Genomic DNA, 21,476 nt, shown 5'->3' on the forward strand with positions numbered 1-21,476 from the left:
ATCGGACCCTAGCCATGAACCTGAAAGCCGCCTTCGAGGCCGAGCATGCCCGTCGGGACGCCGAGCGCCGGGCGCGGGAAGAGGCCGACCTGCAGCGGCAGGCCGAGGACCTGGCCCGCGCCGAGGCCCTGGAGGCCGTTCTGGCCGCCGAGCCCGCCTTCCTGGCCGAGCGTGAGATTTCGCTCAGCCGCCGCCGCTACACGGTCCAGCTGGACCATGCCGACTATCGCATCGCCGCCTATTTCGAGGACGGCCAGATCAGCGTCACCTCCGCCGACAAGCGCACGGCCACCTCTTCGGCCGCCCCGCGCAAGCAGCAGTTCGTCGACACCGTGGATGACGCCCTGCTGGTGATGGCTCAATTTTTGGCAGACGAGACCCGCTGATGCTGTCGATCAACAATCTGCACGCCCGGGTCGAAGAGGCTGCGATCCTCAAGGGCCTCAGCCTGGAGCTGCCAGCCGGCGAGGTCCACGCCATCATGGGGCCGAACGGGGCGGGCAAGTCGACCCTCTCCTATGTGCTTACCGGTCGCGACGGCTATGAAGTGACCGAGGGCTCGGCCACCCTGGACGGCGAGGATCTGCTGGGCCTGGAGCCGGAGGAGCGCGCCGCGCGGGGCCTCTTCCTGTCGTTCCAGTATCCGCTGGAAATCCCCGGCGTCCCGGCCATGACCTTCATCCGCACGGCGCTCAACGCCCAGCGCAAGGCCCGTGGCGAAGAGGAAATGTCGGCGCCGGACTTCCTTAAGCGCGCCCGTCAGGTGGCTCAGGACCTGAAGATCGACTTCGACATGCTCAAGCGCCCGCTCAATGTCGGCTTCTCCGGCGGTGAGAAGAAGCGCATGGAAATCTTTCAGATGGCGATGCTTTCGCCGCGTCTGCTCATTCTCGATGAGACCGACTCCGGCCTGGATATCGACGCCCTGAAGATCGTCGCTGACGGGGTCAACGCCCTGCGTGGACCGGACCGCGCCATGCTCGTGATCACCCACTATCAGCGCCTGCTGGACTATATCCGCCCCGACAAGGTCCATGTGCTGGCGGCCGGCCGCATCGTCGCCACCGGCGGCCCGGACCTCGCCCTCGAGCTGGAGCGCGAAGGCTATGACAAGTATGCGAGGGCCGCTTGACCCTCGCCGCCGCCCTGATCGCGCGTGACGTCTCGCGCCTGCCCAGCCGCCGGGACGAGGACTGGCGCTGGACGGACCTTCGCGGCCTGATCCGCGAGCTGCCGCCGCAGGCGCCGGCGGCGCCGGCCCCGGATGGGGCGGGTCCCTTTGGCGACCTCGGCGAGGCCGAGCTGGTGGTGGTCAACGGCCGACCCCTGGGCGGGGCGCAGGCCCTGGTGCTGGCGGCGGGGGAACGGCGCACCGTGCGCCTGCGTCTGGTCTCCGTTTCGCTTGAGACCGCTCACGGGACGACGCTGGCCGTTTCGTTGGGCGAGGGCGCCCATCTGACCCTGCTGGAGAGCCATGAGGGTCTGGCCGAGGACTATGTGGCCGACATTCAGCTGAAGATCGACCTTGAGGCCGAGGCGCGCCTGGACAGGGTCGTGCTGGCGCAGGATGGCGCGCTCTCGGTGGCGGTCACCCAGGCCCATGTCGATCTGGCCCCGGGGGCGCGCCTCTTTCAGACCACGCTCACCACCGGGGCGCGGCGACAGCGGCTGGAGACCGTGGTCCGGCATCCCGGCCAGGGCGCCCATGTCCAGATGGACGGGGTCTATCTGCTGACGGGGCGCAGCCATGCGGACCTGACCAGCGCGGTCACCCATGCGGGCCTGGACGGAACCACCAATCAGCTGGTCAAGGGCGTCGCCAGCGGCCAGGCCCGCGGGGTCTTCCAAGGACGGATCACCGTGGAACCGGGCGCCGACCGCACCGACGCGCGCATGGGCCACCACGCCCTGATCCTGGATGACCGGGCCGAAGTGGACGCCAAGCCCGAACTGCTGATCTTCGCCGACGATGTGGCCTGCGCCCATGGAAACACTGTCGGCGCCCTGGACGAGGACGCCCTGTTCTATGCCCGCCAGAGGGGGGTGCCGGAGGCCGAGGCCCGCGCCCTGCTGACCAGCGCCTTCGTGGGCGAGGTGGTCGATCGCATCGCCGATGAGGCGGTGCGCGAGGCGGTGGCGGCCTGGGCCGCAGCCCGGCGGGTGGGCTGATGGGGTTCGATGTCGCCGCCGCGCGCGAGGCCTTTCCCATCCTGCAGCGTCAGGTGAACGGAAAGCCGCTGATTTATCTGGATTCAGCGGCTTCCGCCCAGAAGCCCCGGGCGGTGATCGACGCCATGCGCTCGGCGATGGAGTCCTCCTACGCCAATGTTCATCGCGGCCTGCATACCCTGGCCAATGAGACCACCGACGCCTATGAGGCCGCCCGCCGCAGCGTGGCGAGCTTCATCGGGGCTGCGGAGGGCGAGATCGTCTTCACCAAGGGGGCGACGGAGGGCATCAATCTGGTGGCCGCCGGCCTGGGCGCGCGTCTGCAGCCGGGCGACGAGATCCTCCTGACCGAGATGGAGCATCACGCCAATATCGTCCCCTGGCACTTTCTGCGCGAACGCCTGGGCGTGGTGTTGCGGTTCGTGCCGGTCACCGACCAGGGGGAGCTTGATCTCGCGGCTTATCAGGACCTGCTCGGTCCCCGGACCAGGCTGGTGGCCTTCACCCACATGTCCAACGTGCTGGGCACGGTCAATCCGGCTCAGCGCCTGACCGAGATGGCCCATGCGGCCGGCGCTCTTGTGTTGGTGGACGGCTGCCAGGCGGTGGTCCATCAACCCGTGGACGTGCGCGAGCTGGGCGCCGACTTCTACGTCTTCTCCGGGCACAAGCTCTATGGGCCCACCGGCATCGGCGTGCTCTACGGTCGGGCCGCCGCCCTGGCGGACCTGCCGCCCTATCAGGGCGGAGGCGAGATGATCGCCCAGGTGAGCCTGGAGGCGATCACCTATGCCGATCCACCGCACCGGTTCGAGGCCGGCACGCCGCCGATCCTCGAGGCCATCGGCCTGGGCGCGGCCATCGAATGGCTGAAAGGGTTCGACCGCCAGGCCATCGCCGAGCATGAGCAGCGCCTCTATGCCCGCACCCTGGAGGGCCTGGCCGGCGCCAACTGGCTGAAGGTGATCGGCGAGGCGCCAGGGAAGGGGGCCATTCTCTCCTTCCTTGTGGACGGCGCTCACGCCCATGACGTGGCCCAGATCCTGGACCGCTACGGGGTGGCGGTGCGCGCCGGCGCCCATTGCGCCGAACCCCTGATGAAGCGGTTCGGCGTGACCTCCAGCGCCCGGGCCTCCTTCGGACTCTACAACACCGAGGCTGAGGCGGACGCCTTCGTCGAAGCCCTCACAAAGACCCAAGCCTTTTTTGCGTGAACGCCATGGATGACGCCCCCGCCACCACCGAGGCCACGCCGCTGTCCCAGGCGGAGCTGGACCAACTGACCGATCAGCTGATCGACAAGCTCAAGACGGTGTTCGACCCGGAGATCCCGGTGGACATCTATGAGCTGGGCCTCATCTACAAGGTCGATGTGTCGGACGATAAGGATGTGGCCATCGACATGACCCTGACCGCGCCGGGCTGCCCCGTGGCCGGCGAGATGCCCGGCTGGGTGCAGGATGCGATCATGGAGATTCCGGGCATCCGCTCCTGCACGGTGGACCTGGTGTTCGACCCGCCGTGGGATCCCTCGCGCATGTCCGACGAGGCCAAGCTTCAACTGAACATGTTCTGACCCCATATCAGCGCCATGGAACCTCTCAGCCTCACGCCTGCGCCCCGCGCCCGCCGTCCACGGCCCAAGGTGGTCAGTCTGACGGATGCCGCCGCCGACCGCGTCCGCGAGATCATGGCCCGCGCCGAAAAGCCTTATGCCGGCCTCCGCGTCGGGGTGAAGAACGGCGGTTGCGCGGGCCAGGAATACGTTCTTGACTATGCCGAGAGCGCCGACCCTCTGGACGAGGTGGTAGAGGACAAGGGCGTCACCATACTGGTGGAACCCAAGGCCGTGCTGTTCCTCATCGGAACGGTGATCGACTACGAAACGAACCGGCTTTCGGCCAAGTTCGTCTTCCGCAATCCGAACGAGACCGACGCCTGCGGCTGCGGGGAAAGCGTCACGATCATTCCGGCGGAGGCGGGCCAGGAACCGTCCTGACCGGCCTGTCTCCCCCCGTGTGGCCGCGCTCTATCGGCCGGTGAATTGCGCCGGGCGCTTTTGCAGGAAGGCCAGCACGCCTTCGCGGGAATCGTCGGTGCGCCCCGCCTCGCGCTGCACGATCCGCTCGGCCTTGAGCTGTTCATCCCAGGCCGCATCCAGCCCGTCCCAGACGAGCTTGCGGATATAGCCCAGAGCCTTGGGCCCGGTGGCCAGGGCGTGCGCCAACTCCATCGCCGTGGGCATCAGTTCCGCGTCGGGCACGCAGCGATTGATCAGGCCCCATTCCACGGCCGTGCGGGCGGGCAGCTTCTCACCCAGGAGGGTCAGCTCCATGGTCCGGGCCTTGCCCACCAGCCGGCTGAGCAGATAGGTGGCGCCCCCGTCCGGAACCAGTCCAATGCGGCGGAAGGCCTGCAGGAAGTAGCCGCTCTCGCCGGCCACCACGATGTCGCCCATGAGCGCGATGGAACAGCCGATGCCCGCGGCCGCACCATTCACAGCCGTGACGATGGGCAGCGGATAGTCGCGCATCCGGCTGACGAACGGGTTGTACACGGTTTCCAGGGCGGCGCCGGCGTCCCGCGGTTCGGCCTCGCCGGAGCTTTCCGAACTGCCCCGGCCTGACAGGTTGGCGCCTGAGCAGAAGCCGCGGCCCTCGCCGGTGATGACCACGCAGCGGACCCCGGAGTCAGGCGCGGCATAGGCCTGCATGGCCGCGTCCAGTTCACCGATCAGATCGAGGCCGGCGGCGTTCAGGGTCGCCGGGTCGGAGAGGGTGACCACCGCCACGCCATTCTCCTGGCTCGTCTTGATCTTGTGATAGGCCACGGGCGTCCTCCAGGGTCTTGTCTTTGTGCGATCCTGGGGGAGCCGACCTAGGGTCAGCCAAGGGCCAATCGGCCGCTCAGGCGGCCTTCGTCGCGCCATCCCCGCAGGTGGCCCTGTTCCGGCCTCCGCGTTTGGAGGCGTAGAGGGCCGCGTCGGACCGCTCCATGAGGGCGTGAGCGCTTTCTCCTGCGCGTCGCTGGGCATAACCCGACGACACGGTGATGGCGCCCAGATCCTCATTGGTGGACCGACGCTTCAGCATACGCGAGGCGATCTCCTGGCGCATCTCTTCAAGCACGGCGCCGGCCACATCGCGGCCCTCGTCCGGGAAGATGATGGCGAACTCCTCGCCCCCATAGCGGGCCGCAAGGCGAGGGGTGGCGCCGACCCGGCCGATGACGCTGGCCACATATCGGATGACCTGGTCCCCGGTCTGGTGGCCCCAGGTGTCGTTGAAGCCCTTGAAGTGGTCGATGTCGATCAGCGCCAGGGTCACAGGGCGGCCGGACTGTTCGGCCTCCAGGCAGGCGCGTTCAAGCTCTTCATCGAAGGCCTTGCGGTTGGCGAGGTTGGTGAGTCCGTCGGTGGTGGCCTCGCGGCGGACCAGTTCCAGATGCTCGCGCAGGCGCGCCACCTCGCTGCTGGAATCGCTCAGCCGCTTTTCCAGCGAGGCGTTTTCCTGCTGCACCCGTTCGGTGGCCTGGGAGAGGGTCTTGACCGTCACGGCCAGCGCGTCGAGGTCGGCCGAACTGCTCAGCGACCGGCTGGCGGTGGCGAGGGTCTGGCCGTAGTCGGCGCTGGATTGCTTCGCCGAGCTGATGGCGGCCGAAACCGAGGCCAGTTCCCGGCTCAACTGGTCGCCGGTGTCGCGGATCTGATCGGTCAGCTTGGCCTTGGGCAGGTAGCGCGCCGCCAGCTCATCGCTGACGGTCTCGGTGAAGGCCGTGCCGGTTTCCAGAATGCGGGTGATCTCGCGGCCGAGCTCGCCCTGCGGGTTGGCCAGGAAGTTGACCCAGAGTTCGAAATTCACGGCGGTGGGCCAAACCCCATGCCGCTCCATCTCCTGGACGGCGCGGCGGGCGAAATCGAACGCCTCCGGGCCTCTGAGCCGCACGTCAACATTCTGTGACATGAGTTTTGCGTCTTCCCTGCCGCCGCGCCCCCTGGCGTCTGGCGTGTCTGTCGAGACGCATCCTACGGACGAGGTTCAAACGAGCCGTTAAGCTTGAGCATGAAGCCTCGCCCGCGGAGCGAGCAGGGGCGGTCGGCTACTCGTCGCGCAGGGGCGTCGGGCGCAGCAGGAAGGCCGGGGTGTCGCCGCCAAAGCCGCGCACGCCGACGCGGTCGTCCTCGTCCTCATCCCGCGTCCGAACGCCGCGCACGGGGCGGGCTTCGGCGCGGCTGCGGCGGGGCGCAGGTTCGGCCTCCGGTCGCGAGGCGGCCCGGTCTGCGGCGGGCCTGGAGCGGCCGCGGGACTTGGGCTTCTCTTCGGCGGGCGCCGCCTCAGGTTCAGCCTTGGCCGCCGGCTTGGCCTTGGCCGGAGCTTCGGCCTCGGGCTCGGGCCTGGGGCGCTCGGCGCCTTCGGAGGCCGGCTCGCTGCGGGTGCGTCGACCACCCCGGGCGGCGTTGCGCGGTTCGCCGCGCCGGCTACGGCCGCGGCCTTCGTCGGTCAGCGACGACCAGTCCAGGTCGAGAGGCGCCTGTTCGGGCGTCTTGCCGATCAGCTTCAGCACCTTGTCCAGCGACTTGGCGTCGGCCGGGGTGACGATCATGAAGGCTTCACCCGTCCGGCCCGCGCGGCCGGTGCGGCCGATGCGGTGGACATAGTCGTCGGCATGGTGCGGCACGTCGTAGTTGAAGACATGGCCGACGGCCGGGATGTCCAGTCCGCGGGCGGCCACATCGGAGGCCACCAGCAGCTTGAGCTCACCCTTGCGGAAGTTCTCCAGGGTCCGCATCCGCGTCGCCTGGTCCAGGTCGCCGTGAATCGCCGCAGCGTCAAAGCCATGGGTTTTCAGGGACTTGGCGACGATATCGACTTCTGTCTTGCGGTTGCAGAAGACGATGCCGTTGGTCACGTCGGAGCGCTCGATGAGCGCGCGCAGAGCCGCCCGCTTGGCCTTGGAGTCCGAAACCGGCAGCTCGCTCACATATTGGGTGATGGTGTCGGCGGTGGTCGCCGGCTTCGACACCTCGATCCGCGTGGGATCGTTGAGGAACTGCTTGGTGAGCCGGGTGATCTCCGGCGGCATGGTGGCCGAGAAGAACAGCACCTGGCGCTTGGGCGGCGTCAGCTTGAAGATGCGCTCGATGTCCGGGATGAAGCCCATGTCGAGCATGCGGTCGGCCTCGTCGACCACCAGCAGCTGGACGCCGGTGAGCAGCAGCTTCCCGCGCTCGAAATGGTCCAGCAGACGGCCGGGGGTGGCGATCAGCACGTCGACCCCGCGGTCGAGCTTGGCTTCCTGATCGCCGAAGGAGACGCCGCCGATTAGCAGGGCCCAGCTCAGCTTGTGATACTTGGCGTAGCGCTCGAAGGACGAGGCGACCTGATCGGCCAGTTCCCGCGTGGGGGCGATCACCAGGGAGCGCGGCATCCGCGCCTTGGACCGCCCGGCCGCCAGGCGGTCGATCATCGGAAGCGTGAAGGCGGCTGTCTTACCGGTTCCGGTCTGGGCGATCCCCAGGACATCCCGTCCGGCCAGGGCGACCGGAATGGCCTGCTCCTGAATGGGCGTGGCGGTGGTGTAACCGGTTTCGACGATGGCCTTGAGCGTCGCGTCCGACAGGCCGAGATGTGAGAATTCAGTCATTCATTGGCTAGGTAGGATCAGGGCGCTGCGCGCGCGCCACAGATCGTCAGGCGCGACGTGATCGACGCGCGCGGCGGAACATAGGCCGAAGCGCTTTCAAGTCAACGCGCGAAGGACCAAGTCGGCCGCAATCCCTCCTCAATTTTCAGGATCGCGGCACACGTTCAGACGTCGAGATCATCCATGGCGAACTCCGCATTCTCCTGAATGAAGCGGAAGCGAAGCTCAGCACGGCGGCCCATCAGGGCTTCCACCAGATCGGCCACAGCTTCTTCGGACCGGGGCAGGGTCACCCGCGCCAGGGTGCGGCGGGCCGGGTCCATGGTGGTTTCCTTGAGCTGGGCGGGCATCATCTCGCCCAGGCCCTTGAAGCGACCGATCTCCGGCTTCTTGCCCTTGAACTCGGTGGCCAGCAGCTCGGTCCGATGGGCGTCGTCCCGCGCGTAGATGGTCTTTCCCCCGTGGCTCAGCCGGTAGAGCGGGGGCAGGGCCAGATAGAGCCGCCCCGCGCGGATCAGGTTGGGCATGGTGCGATAGAAGAAGGTGATCAGGAGCGAGGCGATGTGGGCGCCGTCGACATCGGCGTCGGTCATGATCACGATGCGCTCATAGCGCAGGTCTTCCTCGCGGAACTTGGAGCCCGGCTGCACGCCCAGGGCCAGCAGCAGGTCGCTCAGCTCCTTGTTGGCGACCAGCTTGTCGGCCCCGGCCGAGGCGACGTTCAGTATCTTGCCGCGCAGGGGCAGGATGGCCTGGGTCTTGCGGTCGCGGGCCTGCTTGGCCGAGCCGCCGGCCGAATCGCCCTCCACCAGGAAAAGCTCAGTTCCGTCGGCGGCCTGAATGGCGCAGTCGGCCAGCTTGCCCGGCAGGCGCAGCTTGCGGGTCGCGCTGGCGCGGGAGACCTCCCGGTCCTTGCGGCGCTTCAGCCGTTCTTCGGCGCGCTCGATGACGAAGGCCAGCAAGGCGTTGGCGGCCTTGGGCTGGGCGGTCAGCCAGTGGTCGAAGGGATCGCGCAGGGCGCCTTCCACCAGGCGCTGAGCCTCGGCGGTGGAGAGCCGCTCCTTGGTCTGACCCTGGAATTCGGGGTTCTTGATGAAGACGCTCACCAGGACGCCGGCCTGGGCGATGACGTCCTCGGCGGTGATCAGCCCGCCCCGTTTCTCATTGGTCAGCTCCGCATAGGCCTTCAGGCCGCGGGTCAGGGCGGCGCGGAGGCCCGCCTCATGGGTGCCGCCTTCGGGGGTGGGCACGGTGTTGCAGTAGGAGCGGATGAAGCCGTCGGCCTCGCCGAAGCCTTCGGGGGTCCAGGTGATCGCCCATTCCACCGCCCCCGCCTCGCCCTGGCGCTCGAAGCGGCCGGCGAAGGGTTCGGGGGTGACGGTCTCGATGTTCTGAACCTGCTCGGCCAGATAGTCGGCCAGACCGTTGGGAAAGCGGAAGACGGCCTCGGGCGGGGTCTGGTCGTGTATGCGGGCAGGGTCGCATTTCCAGCGAATCTCCACCCCGCCGAACAGGTAGGCCTTGGACCGGGCCATCCGGTAGAGGCGCGCCGGCTTGAAGGCGCAGCCGTCGCCAAAGATCTGCGGGTCGGGCAGGAAGCGGATGGCCGTGCCGTGCTTGCGGGTGGGCTGGCCCTTCTCGATGGATCCCAGCGGCTTGCCGCGGGCGAAAGCCTGGCGCCACTCGAACCCGTCCTTCCAGGCGGTGACTTCCACCAGCTCCGACAGCGCATTGACCACCGAGACGCCCACCCCGTGCAGGCCGCCGGAGGTCTCGTAGGCCTTGCCGGAGAATTTTCCGCCGGAATGGAGGACCGTCATGATCACTTCCAGGGCCGACTTTCCTGGATGTTTGGGGTGTGGGTCCACGGGGATGCCGCGGCCGTCGTCCTTGACGGTCAGATAGCCCTCGGCGTCCAGGCTCACCTCGATGAACTTGGCGTGGCCGGCCACGGCCTCGTCCATGGCGTTGTCCAGCACCTCGGCGAAGAGGTGATGCAGCGCCCGTTCGTCCGTGCCGCCGATGTACATGCCCGGCCGCTTGCGCACCGGCTCAAGACCTTCCAGGACCTCGATGTCCTTGGCCGAATAGCCGCCTGCGGGCGCTCCAGCCGGCGCGGCGCTGGCCTTTTCGGCCGGCGGCGGGGAGGGCCGGGGCTCGTGCGACTGGGCGAGCGGTGCGGCCGGCGCCGGGTTCAGGGCGTCGTCGAACAGGGAGGCTTGCGGGGGGGCCTTGGACATCGGGCTCGGAAGCTGGGGCGATTCGGAAGCGCCCGGTATGAATCGCAGCGGCGGACAAATCAATGCGGCCGGGTCTGAACGGAAAAAGGGCCGCAGCAAGCGCTGCGGCCCTTTCCGGATCGCTCTAAGCGCTGGGGCTTAGCACTTGTAGTACATGTCGAATTCGACGGGGTGCGGATGCAGTTGCAGCCGCATGACCTCTTCCATCTTCAGCTCGATATAGCCGTCGATGAAGTCGTCATCCATGACGCCGCCCTTCTTGAGGAAGGCGCGGTCCTTGTCGAGGCTCTCGAGGGCCTCGCGCAGCGAGCCGCAGACCTCCGGGACCTTCTTCTGCTCGCGCGGCGGCAGGTCGTAGAGGTTCTTGTCCATGGCCGGACCCGGATCGATCTTGTTCTCGATCCCGTCGAGGCCGGCCATCAGCAGGGCCACGAAGGTCAGATAGGGGTTGCCCATCGGATCGGGGAAGCGGGCCTCGATGCGCTTGGCCTTGGGGCTGTCCACGTGCGGGATGCGGATGGAGGCCGAGCGGTTGCGCGAGGAATAGGCCAGCTTCACCGGAGCTTCGTAGCCGGGCACCAGGCGCTTGTAGCTGTTGGTGGTGGAGTTGGCGAAGGCGTTGATGGCCTTGGCGTGCTTGATGATGCCGCCGATGTACCACAGGCATTCCTGCGACAGGCCGGCATACTTGTCGCCGGCGAACATGGGCTGGCCGTCCTTCCAGATCGACTGGTGGACGTGCATGCCCGAGCCGTTGTCGCCGAACATCGGCTTGGCCATGAAGGTGGCGGACTTGCCGTAAGCCGCGGCCACATTGTGGATCACGTACTTATAGAGCTGCATCCGGTCGGCCATGGTCAGCAGGTCGGCGAACTTCAGGCCGAGTTCGTGCTGGGCCGGCGCCACCTCGTGGTGGTGCTTTTCGGGCTGCATGCCCAACTCGCCCATGACCGCCAGCATTTCGCCGCGCAGATCCTGGCCGGAGTCCACCGGATTGACCGGGAAGTAGCCGCCCTTGGGCCCCGGGCGGTGGCCCATATTGCCCTCGGCATATTCCTTGGAGGAGTTCACCGGCAGTTCGGTGGAGTCGAAGGCGTAGCCGGTGTTGTGGCCGGCCGTGGACCAGCGCACGTCGTCGAAGATGAAGAACTCGGCCTCGGGACCGAAATAGACGGTGTCGCCGATGCCCGCCGACTTCACATAGTTCAGCGCCGCCTTGGCGATGCTGCGCGGGTCGCGGTTATAGGGGGTGTTGGTGTCGGGGTTCAGGACGTCGCAGAACAGGCACAGGGTGGTCTGCTGGTAGAAGGGGTCGATATAGGCCGAGTCCAGATCCGGACGCAGCTTCATGTCGGACTCGTTGATCGCCTTCCAGCCCGAGATGGACGAACCGTCGAACATGGTGCCGTCGTTCAGGAAGTCGTCATCGACCAGATCGATGTCGAAGGTGACGTGCTGCAGCTTCCCGCGGATATCGGTGAAGCGGACGTCGACATACTTGACGTCCTTTTCCTTGATCATCGCCAGGATGTCTTTGGCCGTGCTCATTATTATCCCCTAACTCGCTCTTTGGAGTGGATGTCAGACCGCCGCCGCGCCGGTTTCCCCGGTGCGGATACGCAGGACGTCGATGACCTCGGAGACGAAGATCTTTCCGTCCCCGATGCGGCCGGTGCGCGCCGCGCCGGTGATGGCTTCCAGCGCCGCGTCGAGCTGGTCGTCGGCTACGACGACCTCGATCTTGATCTTCGGCAGGAAGTCCACGACGTACTCGGCGCCGCGATAAAGCTCAGTATGGCCCTTTTGCCGGCCATAACCCTTGGCCTCGAGGACGGTCATGCCCTGGACGCCCAGCTCCTGCAGGGCCTCCTTCACCTCGTCCAGCTTGAAGGGTTTGATGACGGCTTCGATCTTCTTCATGGGGCCTTCACTGTCACAGAACGCGCCGTCGCCCCGGCGGGTCGAGGGGACGGAGCACGGCTGGGCGCGCGGCCACAAGAGGCTCTCGACGCGGCGTCGCCGGAGGTCTAGCCGATTTCGCCTGTTGCACAACAAATAGTCAGCAGGCGCCTGCGGATTGTGCGGTGCGGAAATCGCCCTTGTGACGCCGCCATCCGCCCCTAGGATCGTCGCAACAATGAGCGGGAGGAGGCGAGGACATGGACGACAAGACCCCTGTCTTGATCGGAGCGGGCCAATTCACCTATCGCGGCGAACCGCAGGACTCTCCCTCGCCGACGAAACTGCTGAAGATTGCGGCGCTTGCGGCGGCTCAGGACGCCGGCCTGACCGCTGAGCACCTGGCCGGGATCGACAGCCTGGCGGTGGTGGGCTTCACGGTGGACGCCCCGGGCGGCGGCCGGCCCACGCCGCACAGCGCCAATCCGCCGGCCAGCCTCGCCCGAACCCTGGGCGCCGCGCCCCGCTGGCAGGTCTATAGCCATATGGGCGGCAACACGCCCCAGCAGCTGGTCAACATCCTCTGCGAGCGGGTGGCCCGGGGCGAGACCGAGTTCGCCCTGGCCGTCGGCTGTGAATTCCTGGGCTCGGCCACCAAGCGCCTGACCCGAGGTCTCGGCTTCGACGACTGGCAGGAGCCGCAGGATCTTCCGCCGCCAGAGCGCATCGGCGATCCCCGTCCCGGCGTGACGCCCTATGAGGCGCGCCATGGGCTCGGTCGGCCGATCAATGTCTATCCCCTGTTCGAAAACGCCCTGCGCGCCCGGGACGGCCGCGCCATCGCCGATCACCAGAAGCGCCTCGGCGCCCTGTTCGCCCCCTTCACCGAGGTGGCGGCTCAGAACCGGGACGCCTGGTTCCCGATCGCCCGAACCGCCGAGGAACTGATCACCGTCACCGAGCGCAACCGGATGGTGGGATTCCCCTACACCAAGTACCTCAACGCCATCATGGATGTGGATCAGTCCGCCGCCGTCCTGGTGACCAGCCTGGCCAAGGCGCGGGCCCTGGGCGTGGCCGAAGACCGGCTGGTCTATCTGCACGGCTGCGCCGACGCGGCCGATCTCTGGTATCCCCTGGAGCGTCAGGACTTCCACTCCAGCCCGGCCATGCGCCTCACCGGCCAGCGGGCGCTGGAGATGGCCGGGATCAGCCTGGACGAAATCGGCCATGTGGACCTCTATTCCTGCTTTCCCGTGGCCGTGGAGATCGGCGCCGAGGAGCTGGGCCTGTCGCTGGATGACCGTCGAGGTCTGACCCTGACGGGGGGGCTGCCCTATTTCGGGGGACCGGGGAACAACTACGCCATGCATTCCATCGGCGCTCTGATGCGGCGTCTGCGGGCCAACCGCGGCGACTACGGCCTGATCACGGCCAATGGCTGGTTCCTGACCAAGCAGTCCACGGGCGTCTATTCCACGCACGCGCCGGATCGTCCGTTCGAACGGGAAGATCCCGCTGTCCTCCAGCGCCAGATCGACGCCCTGCCGCACCCGGAGATCATCGAAAACCCCGACGGCCGGGCGGTGATCGAGACCTATACTGTCGTGCATGGTCGCGAAGGCTATCTCATGGGCATCGTCGTGGGCCGCGACGAGGCCGATCGCCGGTTCGTGGCCCATACCCCAGCCGACCCCGAGACATTGCACGGCCTGGAGGCTGTGGAATCGGTGGGCCGGCGGGGTAGGGTCGGTCCCGCCCCCGAAGGCCAGCGAAACCTCTTCATTCCGGACTGATCCCCATGCCCCGTCTCTATCTGATCCGCCACGGTAAGCCCGCCGCCACCTGGGGCGGCCATGACGATGATCCGGGGTTGGATGAGACCGGCGCCGCCCAGGCCCGCGCGGCCCGGGACGTGCTGCTGGCCTTGCCGGCGGAGCATCGGCCCCGCCGGGTGGTGTCCTCGCCCCTGGCCCGCTGTCGCGAAACGGCCATGCCGACGGCGCAGGCCCTGGGGGTGGAGATCGAGATCGATCCGGCGGTGGGCGAGATTCCCACGCCGGCGGCCCTGGCCGCCGAGGCCAGGCCCGCTTGGCTGCGCGATGCCTTCCAGGGTCGCTGGCAGGATATTCCGGGCGACCTCGACTACGATGCGTGGCGAGGGTCCATCGCCCGCGCCCTGCTGAGCCGGGGGGATACGGCGGTCTTCAGTCACTTCGTGGCCATCAATGCGGTGTTGTCCCACCTGGCGCAGGACGACCGGGTGGTCTCTTTCCGCCCCGACCACACCTCGATCACCACCCTGGAGACGGACGGTCAGCGGCTGGTTCTGGTCGAGCGTGGGCGCGAAGCCGCCACCGGCGTCCTCTGAGCGAGCCGATCATGACGCCCAGGCCCATTCTCACGGTGGCCGAGATGTCGGCCGCCGATCGCGCCGCCGTCGCCGCCGGGACGCCGGCCCTGACCCTCATGGAGCGCGCCGGGGGGGCGGTGGCCGACGCCATCCTCGCCCGTTTCCCACTTGGCCCGGTGCTGGTTCTCTGCGGTCCCGGCGACAATGGCGGGGACGGCTATGTGATCGCCCGGCGGCTGGCCGAGGCGGGATGGCCGGTCACAGTGAGCGCCCTTGCCCCGCCCGCCACCGCTTCGGCCAAGGCCATGGCGGCGCTCTGGGACGGCCCGATGGCCGCCTCGGACGACCTGCCGGACGCAGCCCTCTATGTGGACGCCCTGTTCGGCGCCGGTTTCGCCCGGCCGCTCAGCGGGGAGGCCGCCCGCCTGGCCGCCCAGCTGGCCGCCCAGGCCGACCGCGTGGTCGCCGTCGATCTGCCCTCGGGCCTGCCCGGCGATACGGGGCAGCCGCTCGGCGCCTGCGCGCGCGCGGCGCTCACCGTGACCTTCCAGGCGCGCAAGCCCGCCCACGTGCTCGAACCCGGGCGCGGCCGCTGCGGCGAGGTGGTGGTGGCCGATATCGGACTGGGCGAGGTGGAGACCCGGCTCTTCGAGAACGAGCCTGGCCTGTGGCTGAGCCGCTTTCCCTGGCCGTCGGCGGCCTCGCACAAGCATGCCCGCGGGCGCATGGTGGTGGTCAGCGGGCCGATGACCAGCACCGGGGCCGCCCGGCTGGCGGCCCGCGCGGGCCTGCGGATCGGGGCGGGCCTGGTGACCGTGCTCTCGCTCCCCGACGCCCTGGCCGTCAACGCCGCCCATCTGGAGGCGGTCATGCTCAAGGGATTTGAGAGCGAGGCCGAGCTCGAGGCCCTGGCCGCCGATGTGGACGCCGCCGTGATCGGCCCGGCGGCCGGCGTCAATGAGACGACGCTCAGCCACGTCATGGCGCTCGCCCGCACGGGCGCGGCCCTTATCCTGGACGCCGACGCCATCACCGTCTTCCGGGATGATCCGGAAGAACTGTTCTCCGTCCTGGACCGGGACGATGTGCTCACGCCCCATGTGGGAGAGTTCGGCCGGCTGTTTCCCGGCCTGCTGGAGTCCGCGCCGGAGCGGATCACCGCCGTGCGTCAGGCTGCGGCCCAGGCGGACGCGGTGGTGTTGCTGAAGGGCCCCGATACGGTGGTCTGCGCGCCGGACGGGCGGTGCGCGGTGAACCTCAACGGATCGCCCTGGCTGGCCACGGCCGGCAGCGGCGACGTGCTGGCCGGACTGATCGCAGGCCTGGTGGCCCAGGGCATGGACAGCTTCGAGGCCGCCTGCGCGGCGGTCTATATCCATGGGGAGGCCGGCGCCGCCCATGGGCCAGGCCTGATCGCAGAGGACCTTCCGGGCCTGACGCCCGCCGTGCTGCGCAGGCTCTATCTCAGCGTCTGAGGGGGCGCCGGCCGGTGGCGCCCGGGCCTTCCCGATGGTAGGAGGCTGACTGTCCCTGAAGGATTACCCATGCGCCTGCTCGCCGCCGCAGCCCTGATCGTCCCGGTAGCCGCCGGAAGGATCATGTCGCGCGCCGTGAGCGCCGCCGGGACCTGACAGAGGACGCCGCCTCATAAGGGGCGCGTCCTTCAACCCCCGGCCTCTGCGCCGGGGAGGCCCCCGGGCGCCGGGCCGGATCGCCGAGATCCGAGAATGAGCAGCTTCACACCCCAGCTCCTGGCAGGCCTCGCCCTGTTCGCCCTTGTCTCCTCCATCACCCCTGGCCCCAACAACGCCATGCTGATGGCCTCGGGCGCAAATTACGGCTTTGTGCGGACGTTGCCGCACCTGGCCGGGGTGGCCCTGGGCTTCATGTTTCTGGTGGCCTGTGTGGGCCTGGGGCTCGGGGGGCTGTTCGAAGCCTGGCCGCAGGCCCACACCGTCCTCAAGGCCGCTGGCGTCGCCTACCTTCTCTGGCTGGCCTGGAAGATCGGCCAGGCCCGTGGCGGACCCGAGGCCGGGGCGGGGGAGGGGCGGCCCTTCACCTTCCTTCAGGCCGCCGCCTTCCAGTGGGTGAACCCCAAGGCCTGGGTCATGGCGGTGGGGGCGCTGGCGGCCTATCTGCCCCCGGGACGTCCCCTGGCGGGCGTGGCCGTGGTCGCCGGGGTGTTCGGCCTGGTGAACCTGCCCTGTGTGGCGGCCTGGACCGGCTTTGGCGTGGGCTTGCGGCGCCTGCTTCAGAGGCCGGGAGCCCTGCGGGTGTTCAACTGGACCATGGCTGGCTTGCTGGCCCTGTCGACGGTTCCGGTTCTCGCCGACCTGCTGGGCGATCTGAGGGGGGCGGGCTGAGCGGCCTTGACGGCGCCGGCCAAAGCGTCGATGGCAGGCGCGCTCAGCGGGCGTGGCGGAACTGGTAGACGCACTGGATTTAGGTTCCAGCGCCGCAAGGCGTGGAGGTTCGAGTCCTCTCGCCCGCACCACCTTTGCACTTGGACGGCCGGGGCGCCCGTGACATAAGGGCGCCCTCTCGCCGCCTCGACGTAGGCGGCGCTTCCCGTTTCACCCCAAGGCGGACCTTGAAAAAGCGCGGCGCAAGCGCTCCGGTCCGGAAGCAAGAATGTCGATGCAGATCGTTGAAAAGTCTGGTGAAGGCCTCAGCCGCGTCTATGGCGTCACCGTCCCGGCCGCCGACCTGGCCGAACGCCTCGAAGCCCGCATCACCGAGATCACCCCTCAGCTGAACATCAAGGGATTCCGGCCCGGCAAGGTGCCGCCGGCCCATGTGCGTCGGGTGCACGGCAAGGCTCTGATGGCCGAAGTGGTCGAACAGACCATCTCCGAGACCACCCAGAAGGTGCTTGAGGACAATAAGCTGCGCCCCGCCGGCGAGCCTGACCTGAAGCCCGAGGGCGACCTGGGCGAGGTGGTCGAGGGCAAGGCCGACCTGGCCTTCGAGATCTCCCTGGAGATCATGCCGGAGTTCGATCCGGTCGATCCCGCCACCCTGGAGCTGTCGCGCCCGGTCTATAAGCCCGGCGACGACGAGGTGGACGAGGCCCTGGCCGAGCTCGCCAAGCAGCAGCGCAGCTTCGAGCCGCGCACCGGCAAGACCGTCAAGGCCAAGGACGGCGATCAGGTCACCATCGATTTCGTCGGCAAGATCGACGGCGAGGCCTTCGAGGGCGGTTCGGCCGAGGACGCCGATCTGGTCCTGGGCTCGGGCCAGTTCATCCCGGGCTTTGAAGAGCAACTGGTGGGCGCCAAGCCCGACAGCGACGTGGTGGTCAAGGTCACCTTCCCCGAGGACTACCAGGCCGCCCATCTGGCCGGCAAGGAAGCCGAATTCGAGGTCAAGGTGAAGGCCGTCTCCGCCCCGGTGGAGACCACCGTGGACGACGCCTTCGCCGAAAAGCTCGGCATCGAGAACCTGGACAAGCTCAAGGAGCTGCTGCGCACCAATATCGAGCAGCAGTATTCCGGCGCCTCGCGCTTCAAGCTCAAGCGCGCCCTGCTGGACGCCCTGGACAGCCAGCACGACTTCCCGCTGCCCCCGCGCATGGTGGAGGCCGAGTTCGCCGCCATCTGGTCGCAGGTCCAGCAGGACAAGGAACGTGGCGCCCTGCCGCCGGAAGACGCCGAAAAGAGCGACGACCAGCTGCAGACCGAATACCGCAAGATCGCCGAGCGCCGGGTGCGCCTGGGCCTCGTCCTGGCCGAGATCGGCCGGGTCAACAATGTCCAGGTGACCGACCAGGAACTGCTGGAGGCCATGCGCCAGGAGGCCATGCGCTATGGTCCCCAGGCCCAGCAGGTGTTCGACATGTTCCGTCAGAACCCCAACGCCCAGGCCCAGCTCCGCGCGCCCATCTTCGAGGACAAGGTCGTCGATCTGATCATCGAAAAGGCCAAGGTCGAGGACAAGGACGTCAGCAAGGACGAGCTGATGGCCGAGGACGACCTGCCCGAGGGCTATGGCGAGTAAGGCTTGCGCGCCGCGCCCATCGGGCGCGATGATGTGACCCATGATCCCGGCGTGGCCTGCAGGCGGCGTCGGGATCATTCATTTTAGGGCTTCCGAAAGGGCCGGCGCCCGAGGGTCGCCTTGCAACCGGCCGACGCAGACGCGATATCGGAAGGGACGGCGGCGATCGACTCGGTCGCCCAACGAGAAGGGCTTTCAAGCTTATGCGTGACCATGTGACCACCGCGCTCAACCTCGTGCCCATGGTGGTCGAGCAGACCAGCCGCGGCGAACGGGCCTTCGACATCTTCTCGCGCCTGCTGAAGGAGCGGATCATCTTCCTGAACGGGCCGGTGGAAGACGGGATGTCGGCGCTGATCTGCGCCCAGCTGCTGTACCTGGAATCGGAGAATCCCAAGAAGGAGATCTCCATGTACATCAACTCGCCCGGCGGGATCGTGACCTCCGGCCTGGCGATCTACGACACCATGCAATACATCAAGAGCCCGATCTCCACGGTCTGCCTGGGCATGGCCGCCTCCATGGGCTCGTTCCTGCTCATGGCCGGGGAGAAGGGCCAGCGGATTTCTCTGCCCAATGCGCGGATCATGGTCCACCAGCCCTCGGGCGGCTATTCGGGCAAGGCCACCGACATTCAGCGCCACGCTGAGGACATCCTGAAGACCAAGCGGCGCCTCAACGAACTTTACGCCAAGCACACGGGCCAGCCCGTCGAGGTGGTGGAGAAGACCCTGGACCGCGACCACTTCATGACCGCCGAGGAAGCCAAGGCCTGGGGCCTCGTCGATCACGTCTATGAGCGCCGCGCCGAGGACTGATCCCACAGGTCGCGGCTCCTGAGCCGATACGAACCTGGCGCGGCCCTTCCGATCAATGGGCCGCGCTTATCTATTGTGCGCTATTGGGCTCGGCGCGCTCGCGAATCACGGGCTCTCCCGGAAGACGCGATAGCCGGTCTCTTCGGCGATCTTCAGCATTTCCCGATCGCCGCTGGTGTCGCCATAGGCCGCCCGCAGGCGAAGGTCCGGGCCAAACTGCGCCTGCAGGCGGGTCACCTTTTCAGGTCCGCGGCAGTTGCGACTGTCGAAGGCGCCGGTGACGCGGTCCTGGTCGTCGAAGGCCAGGCGCGTGCCGATCAGCAGGTCGGCGCCCAGGCCGCGGGCGAAGGGCTGGACAATCAGGTCCGGCGAGGCGGTCACGATCACCAGGGTCGCCCGCCGCTCGCGCCACCGCCGCCAGGTTCTCAGCGCGTCGGGCCGCAGCAGTCGAGGCGCGAAGGTTTCGGCGAAGGCGCGGGCGTCCGCCTCGAGCCGCTCCCGCGGCACGCCCTTCAGAAACTCCCGCGCGGCGGCCGCCTTCAAGCGTCCGCGGTTGCGATGGAACAGATAGCCGGCCGCCGCCGGCGCAAGACGCCGCATGCCTTGCGCATAGCGGGCCGAGCCCGCACGCCACTTCAGAAAGGTGGTGAAGCTGTCGCGGGTGGTCAGCGTCCCGTCGAAATCGAAGGCGACGACGCCCGTTTCCTCAGCAGGATCGTCGATCATGGCCCCCAAGCTCCAGATGCGCCGAAATAACGCAGTCTCAACATCACGCTTCTCCGATCGGCCCGCCTTGCGAATTTCGGGCCGAACCCCCGCTCAAGCTGAGCCACGCGCCGGCCTTTGGGGGAAAGGTCCGGCTTCGTCGACTTGCGCCAGTTCGATACAATCCCATCTAGAGATTCGAAATTGCGCGCCACGCAGAGCCGATGCGCCGCTGTGTGCGGCGCCCAACCGAGGCTTGTGATCCGGCTCCGGATCGGGGAATGTCAAGGATTAGACAACCCCCGGCGCGTATCCTGCAAGGATGGCGGGAGATCGCCGCCTGCGCCCAGGCGATGGTCCGAGCCGTCGTCCAGAGAGTGAGACTGAACCATGACCAAGGCCGCGAGCGGGGACTCCAAGAGCACGCTGTACTGCTCCTTCTGCGGAAAGAGCCAGCATGAGGTCCGCAAGCTGATCGCCGGTCCGACGGTCTTCATCTGCGATGAATGCGTCGAGCTCTGCATGGATATCATCCGTGAGGAGCACAAGATCTCCTTCGTGAAGTCGAAGGATGGCGTGCCCACCCCGCGGGAAATCCGCGAGGTGCTCGACGACTATGTGATCGGCCAGGACCACGCCAAGAAGGTCCTCTCGGTGGCGGTCCATAACCACTACAAGCGCCTGAACCACGCCACGAAGAACAACGACGTGGAGCTGGGCAAGGCCAACATCATGCTGATCGGGCCCACCGGCACGGGTAAGACCCTGCTGGCCCAGACGCTGGCCCGCATCATCGACGTGCCCTTCACCGTGGCCGACGCCACCACCCTGACCGAGGCCGGCTATGTGGGTGAGGACGTCGAAAACATCATCCTGAAGCTGCTTCAGTCGGCCGACTACAATGTGGAGCGGGCGCAGCGCGGCATCGTCTATATCGACGAGGTCGACAAGATCAGCCGCAAGTCCGACAACCCCTCGATCACCCGCGACGTGTCGGGCGAAGGGGTGCAGCAGGCCCTGCTGAAGATCATGGAAGGCACGGTGGCCTCGGTGCCGCCCCAGGGCGGCCGCAAGCATCCCCAGCAGGAATTCCTGCAGGTGGACACCACCAACATCCTGTTCATCTGCGGCGGCGCCTTCGCGGGCCTGGACAAGATCATCTCGGCGCGCGGGCAGGGGACCTCCATCGGCTTCGGCGCCAAGGTGGCCGATCCCGACGAGCGGCGCACGGGCGAGGTCCTGCGCCAAGTGGAGCCCGACGACCTGCAGCGCTTCGGCCTGATCCCGGAGTTCATCGGCCGTCTGCCGGTGATCGCCACCCTGGACGATCTGGACGAAGAGGCCCTGGTCAAGATCCTGACCGAGCCCAAGAACGCCTTCATCAAGCAGTATCAGCGTCTGTTCGACATGGAGAATGTCGGCCTGACCTTCACCGACGATGCGCTCAATGCGGTGGCCCGCAAGGCCATCTCCCGCAAGACCGGCGCCCGGGGACTGCGCTCCATCCTGGAGGGCATCCTGCTCGACACCATGTACGAGCTGCCCACCTATGACGGGGTCGAAGAGGTGGTGGTGAACGCCGAGGTCGTCGAGGGCCGGGCCCAGCCGCTGATCATCTATGCCGAGCGCCGGGACAAAGGCGGAGCCGCCTGA

At 67.7% G+C, this 21,476-nt stretch carries 20 protein-coding genes and 1 tRNA gene; 14 read left to right on the top strand and 7 right to left on the bottom strand.

The annotated features are described in order from the left end of the window. Nucleotides 1-14: 14 nt before the first annotated feature. The 6 genes from V7D28_RS01535 to V7D28_RS01560 are packed head-to-tail and all read left to right on the top strand — an operon-like array spanning nt 15 to nt 4,168. Entirely contained in the window at nt 15-386 is a 372-nt protein-coding gene (locus V7D28_RS01535) for a hypothetical protein (protein WP_333585593.1), read from the top strand. Further along, nucleotides 386-1,132: a Fe-S cluster assembly ATPase SufC gene (gene sufC, locus V7D28_RS01540; protein WP_333585594.1), complete on the top strand. Its 747-nt coding sequence runs from the start codon at nt 386-388 to the stop codon at nt 1,130-1,132. Before V7D28_RS01535 ends, sufC begins: the two co-directional genes overlap by 1 nt. Next, nucleotides 1,129-2,169, top strand: a complete 1,041-nt coding sequence (gene sufD, locus V7D28_RS01545) for a Fe-S cluster assembly protein SufD (RefSeq protein WP_333585595.1) — start codon at nt 1,129-1,131, stop codon at nt 2,167-2,169. The genes sufC and sufD overlap by 4 nt, the downstream gene beginning before the upstream one ends. Next, nucleotides 2,169-3,383, top strand: a complete 1,215-nt coding sequence (locus V7D28_RS01550) for an aminotransferase class V-fold PLP-dependent enzyme (protein ID WP_333585596.1) — start codon at nt 2,169-2,171, stop codon at nt 3,381-3,383. The genes sufD and V7D28_RS01550 overlap by 1 nt, the downstream gene beginning before the upstream one ends. A gap of 5 nt (nt 3,384-3,388) precedes the next feature. Next, on the top strand, nt 3,389-3,745 hold the full coding sequence (locus tag V7D28_RS01555) for an SUF system Fe-S cluster assembly protein (RefSeq protein WP_333585597.1): 357 nt from the start codon (nt 3,389-3,391) through the stop codon (nt 3,743-3,745). Nucleotides 3,746-3,760: 15 nt separating this feature from the next. Further along, nucleotides 3,761-4,168 carry a HesB/IscA family protein gene (locus tag V7D28_RS01560; protein WP_333585598.1) on the top strand — a complete coding sequence of 136 codons (408 nt, stop codon included), beginning with the start codon at nt 3,761-3,763 and terminating at the stop codon, nt 4,166-4,168. 30 nt (nt 4,169-4,198) lie between these two features. Here the strand turns inward: V7D28_RS01560 and V7D28_RS01565 are convergent, their stop codons facing one another. From V7D28_RS01565 to V7D28_RS01590, 6 genes are all read right to left on the bottom strand, one after another. Then, nucleotides 4,199-4,999, bottom strand: coding sequence for an enoyl-CoA hydratase/isomerase (locus V7D28_RS01565; protein ID WP_333585599.1), 801 nt, complete (start codon nt 4,997-4,999; stop codon nt 4,199-4,201). 76 nt (nt 5,000-5,075) lie between these two features. Continuing rightward, nucleotides 5,076-6,131 (bottom strand): GGDEF domain-containing protein, encoded by a 1,056-nt coding sequence (locus V7D28_RS01570; RefSeq protein ID WP_333585600.1) that lies wholly within the window; start codon nt 6,129-6,131, stop codon nt 5,076-5,078. Nucleotides 6,132-6,267: 136 nt separating this feature from the next. Further along, nucleotides 6,268-7,812 (bottom strand): DEAD/DEAH box helicase, encoded by a 1,545-nt coding sequence (locus V7D28_RS01575; RefSeq protein ID WP_333585601.1) that lies wholly within the window; start codon nt 7,810-7,812, stop codon nt 6,268-6,270. A gap of 164 nt (nt 7,813-7,976) precedes the next feature. Beyond that, nucleotides 7,977-10,052, bottom strand: a complete 2,076-nt coding sequence (parE, locus tag V7D28_RS01580; RefSeq protein ID WP_333585602.1) for a DNA topoisomerase IV subunit B — start codon at nt 10,050-10,052, stop codon at nt 7,977-7,979. Nucleotides 10,053-10,190: 138 nt separating this feature from the next. Next, nucleotides 10,191-11,600 (bottom strand): type I glutamate--ammonia ligase, encoded by a 1,410-nt coding sequence (gene glnA / locus V7D28_RS01585; protein WP_333585603.1) that lies wholly within the window; start codon nt 11,598-11,600, stop codon nt 10,191-10,193. Nucleotides 11,601-11,633: 33 nt separating this feature from the next. Next, complete coding sequence (locus tag V7D28_RS01590; RefSeq protein WP_333585604.1) at nt 11,634-11,972, bottom strand: P-II family nitrogen regulator; 339 nt, start codon at nt 11,970-11,972, stop codon at nt 11,634-11,636. Nucleotides 11,973-12,211: 239 nt separating this feature from the next. On the opposite strand from V7D28_RS01590, the gene V7D28_RS01595 reads away from it, so the two are divergent. From V7D28_RS01595 to V7D28_RS01625, 7 genes are all read left to right on the top strand, one after another. Beyond that, nucleotides 12,212-13,747: an acetyl-CoA acetyltransferase gene (locus tag V7D28_RS01595; RefSeq protein WP_333585605.1), complete on the top strand. Its 1,536-nt coding sequence runs from the start codon at nt 12,212-12,214 to the stop codon at nt 13,745-13,747. 5 nt (nt 13,748-13,752) lie between these two features. Beyond that, nucleotides 13,753-14,322: a histidine phosphatase family protein gene (locus V7D28_RS01600; RefSeq protein WP_333585606.1), complete on the top strand. Its 570-nt coding sequence runs from the start codon at nt 13,753-13,755 to the stop codon at nt 14,320-14,322. Nucleotides 14,323-14,333: 11 nt separating this feature from the next. Next, nucleotides 14,334-15,779: an NAD(P)H-hydrate dehydratase gene (locus V7D28_RS01605; protein ID WP_333585607.1), complete on the top strand. Its 1,446-nt coding sequence runs from the start codon at nt 14,334-14,336 to the stop codon at nt 15,777-15,779. A gap of 252 nt (nt 15,780-16,031) precedes the next feature. After that, on the top strand, nt 16,032-16,667 hold the full coding sequence (locus V7D28_RS01610) for a LysE family translocator (RefSeq protein ID WP_333585608.1): 636 nt from the start codon (nt 16,032-16,034) through the stop codon (nt 16,665-16,667). Nucleotides 16,668-16,713: 46 nt separating this feature from the next. Further along, a tRNA-Leu gene (locus V7D28_RS01615) sits at nt 16,714-16,798 on the top strand. 143 nt (nt 16,799-16,941) lie between these two features. After that, nucleotides 16,942-18,300, top strand: coding sequence for a trigger factor (gene tig, locus V7D28_RS01620; protein ID WP_333585617.1), 1,359 nt, complete (start codon nt 16,942-16,944; stop codon nt 18,298-18,300). A gap of 203 nt (nt 18,301-18,503) precedes the next feature. Beyond that, entirely contained in the window at nt 18,504-19,118 is a 615-nt protein-coding gene (locus V7D28_RS01625) for an ATP-dependent Clp protease proteolytic subunit (RefSeq protein WP_333585609.1), read from the top strand. Nucleotides 19,119-19,223: 105 nt separating this feature from the next. On the opposite strand, the gene V7D28_RS01630 is transcribed toward V7D28_RS01625, so the two are convergent. After that, entirely contained in the window at nt 19,224-19,844 is a 621-nt protein-coding gene (locus tag V7D28_RS01630) for an HAD-IB family hydrolase (protein WP_333585610.1), read from the bottom strand. A gap of 369 nt (nt 19,845-20,213) precedes the next feature. Between V7D28_RS01630 and clpX the strand changes: the two genes are divergently transcribed. Continuing rightward, nucleotides 20,214-21,476, top strand: a complete 1,263-nt coding sequence (gene clpX / locus V7D28_RS01635; protein ID WP_333585611.1) for an ATP-dependent Clp protease ATP-binding subunit ClpX — start codon at nt 20,214-20,216, stop codon at nt 21,474-21,476.

This window comes from Phenylobacterium sp. (assembly GCF_036723115.1).
GTDB lineage: Bacteria > Pseudomonadota > Alphaproteobacteria > Caulobacterales > Caulobacteraceae > Phenylobacterium.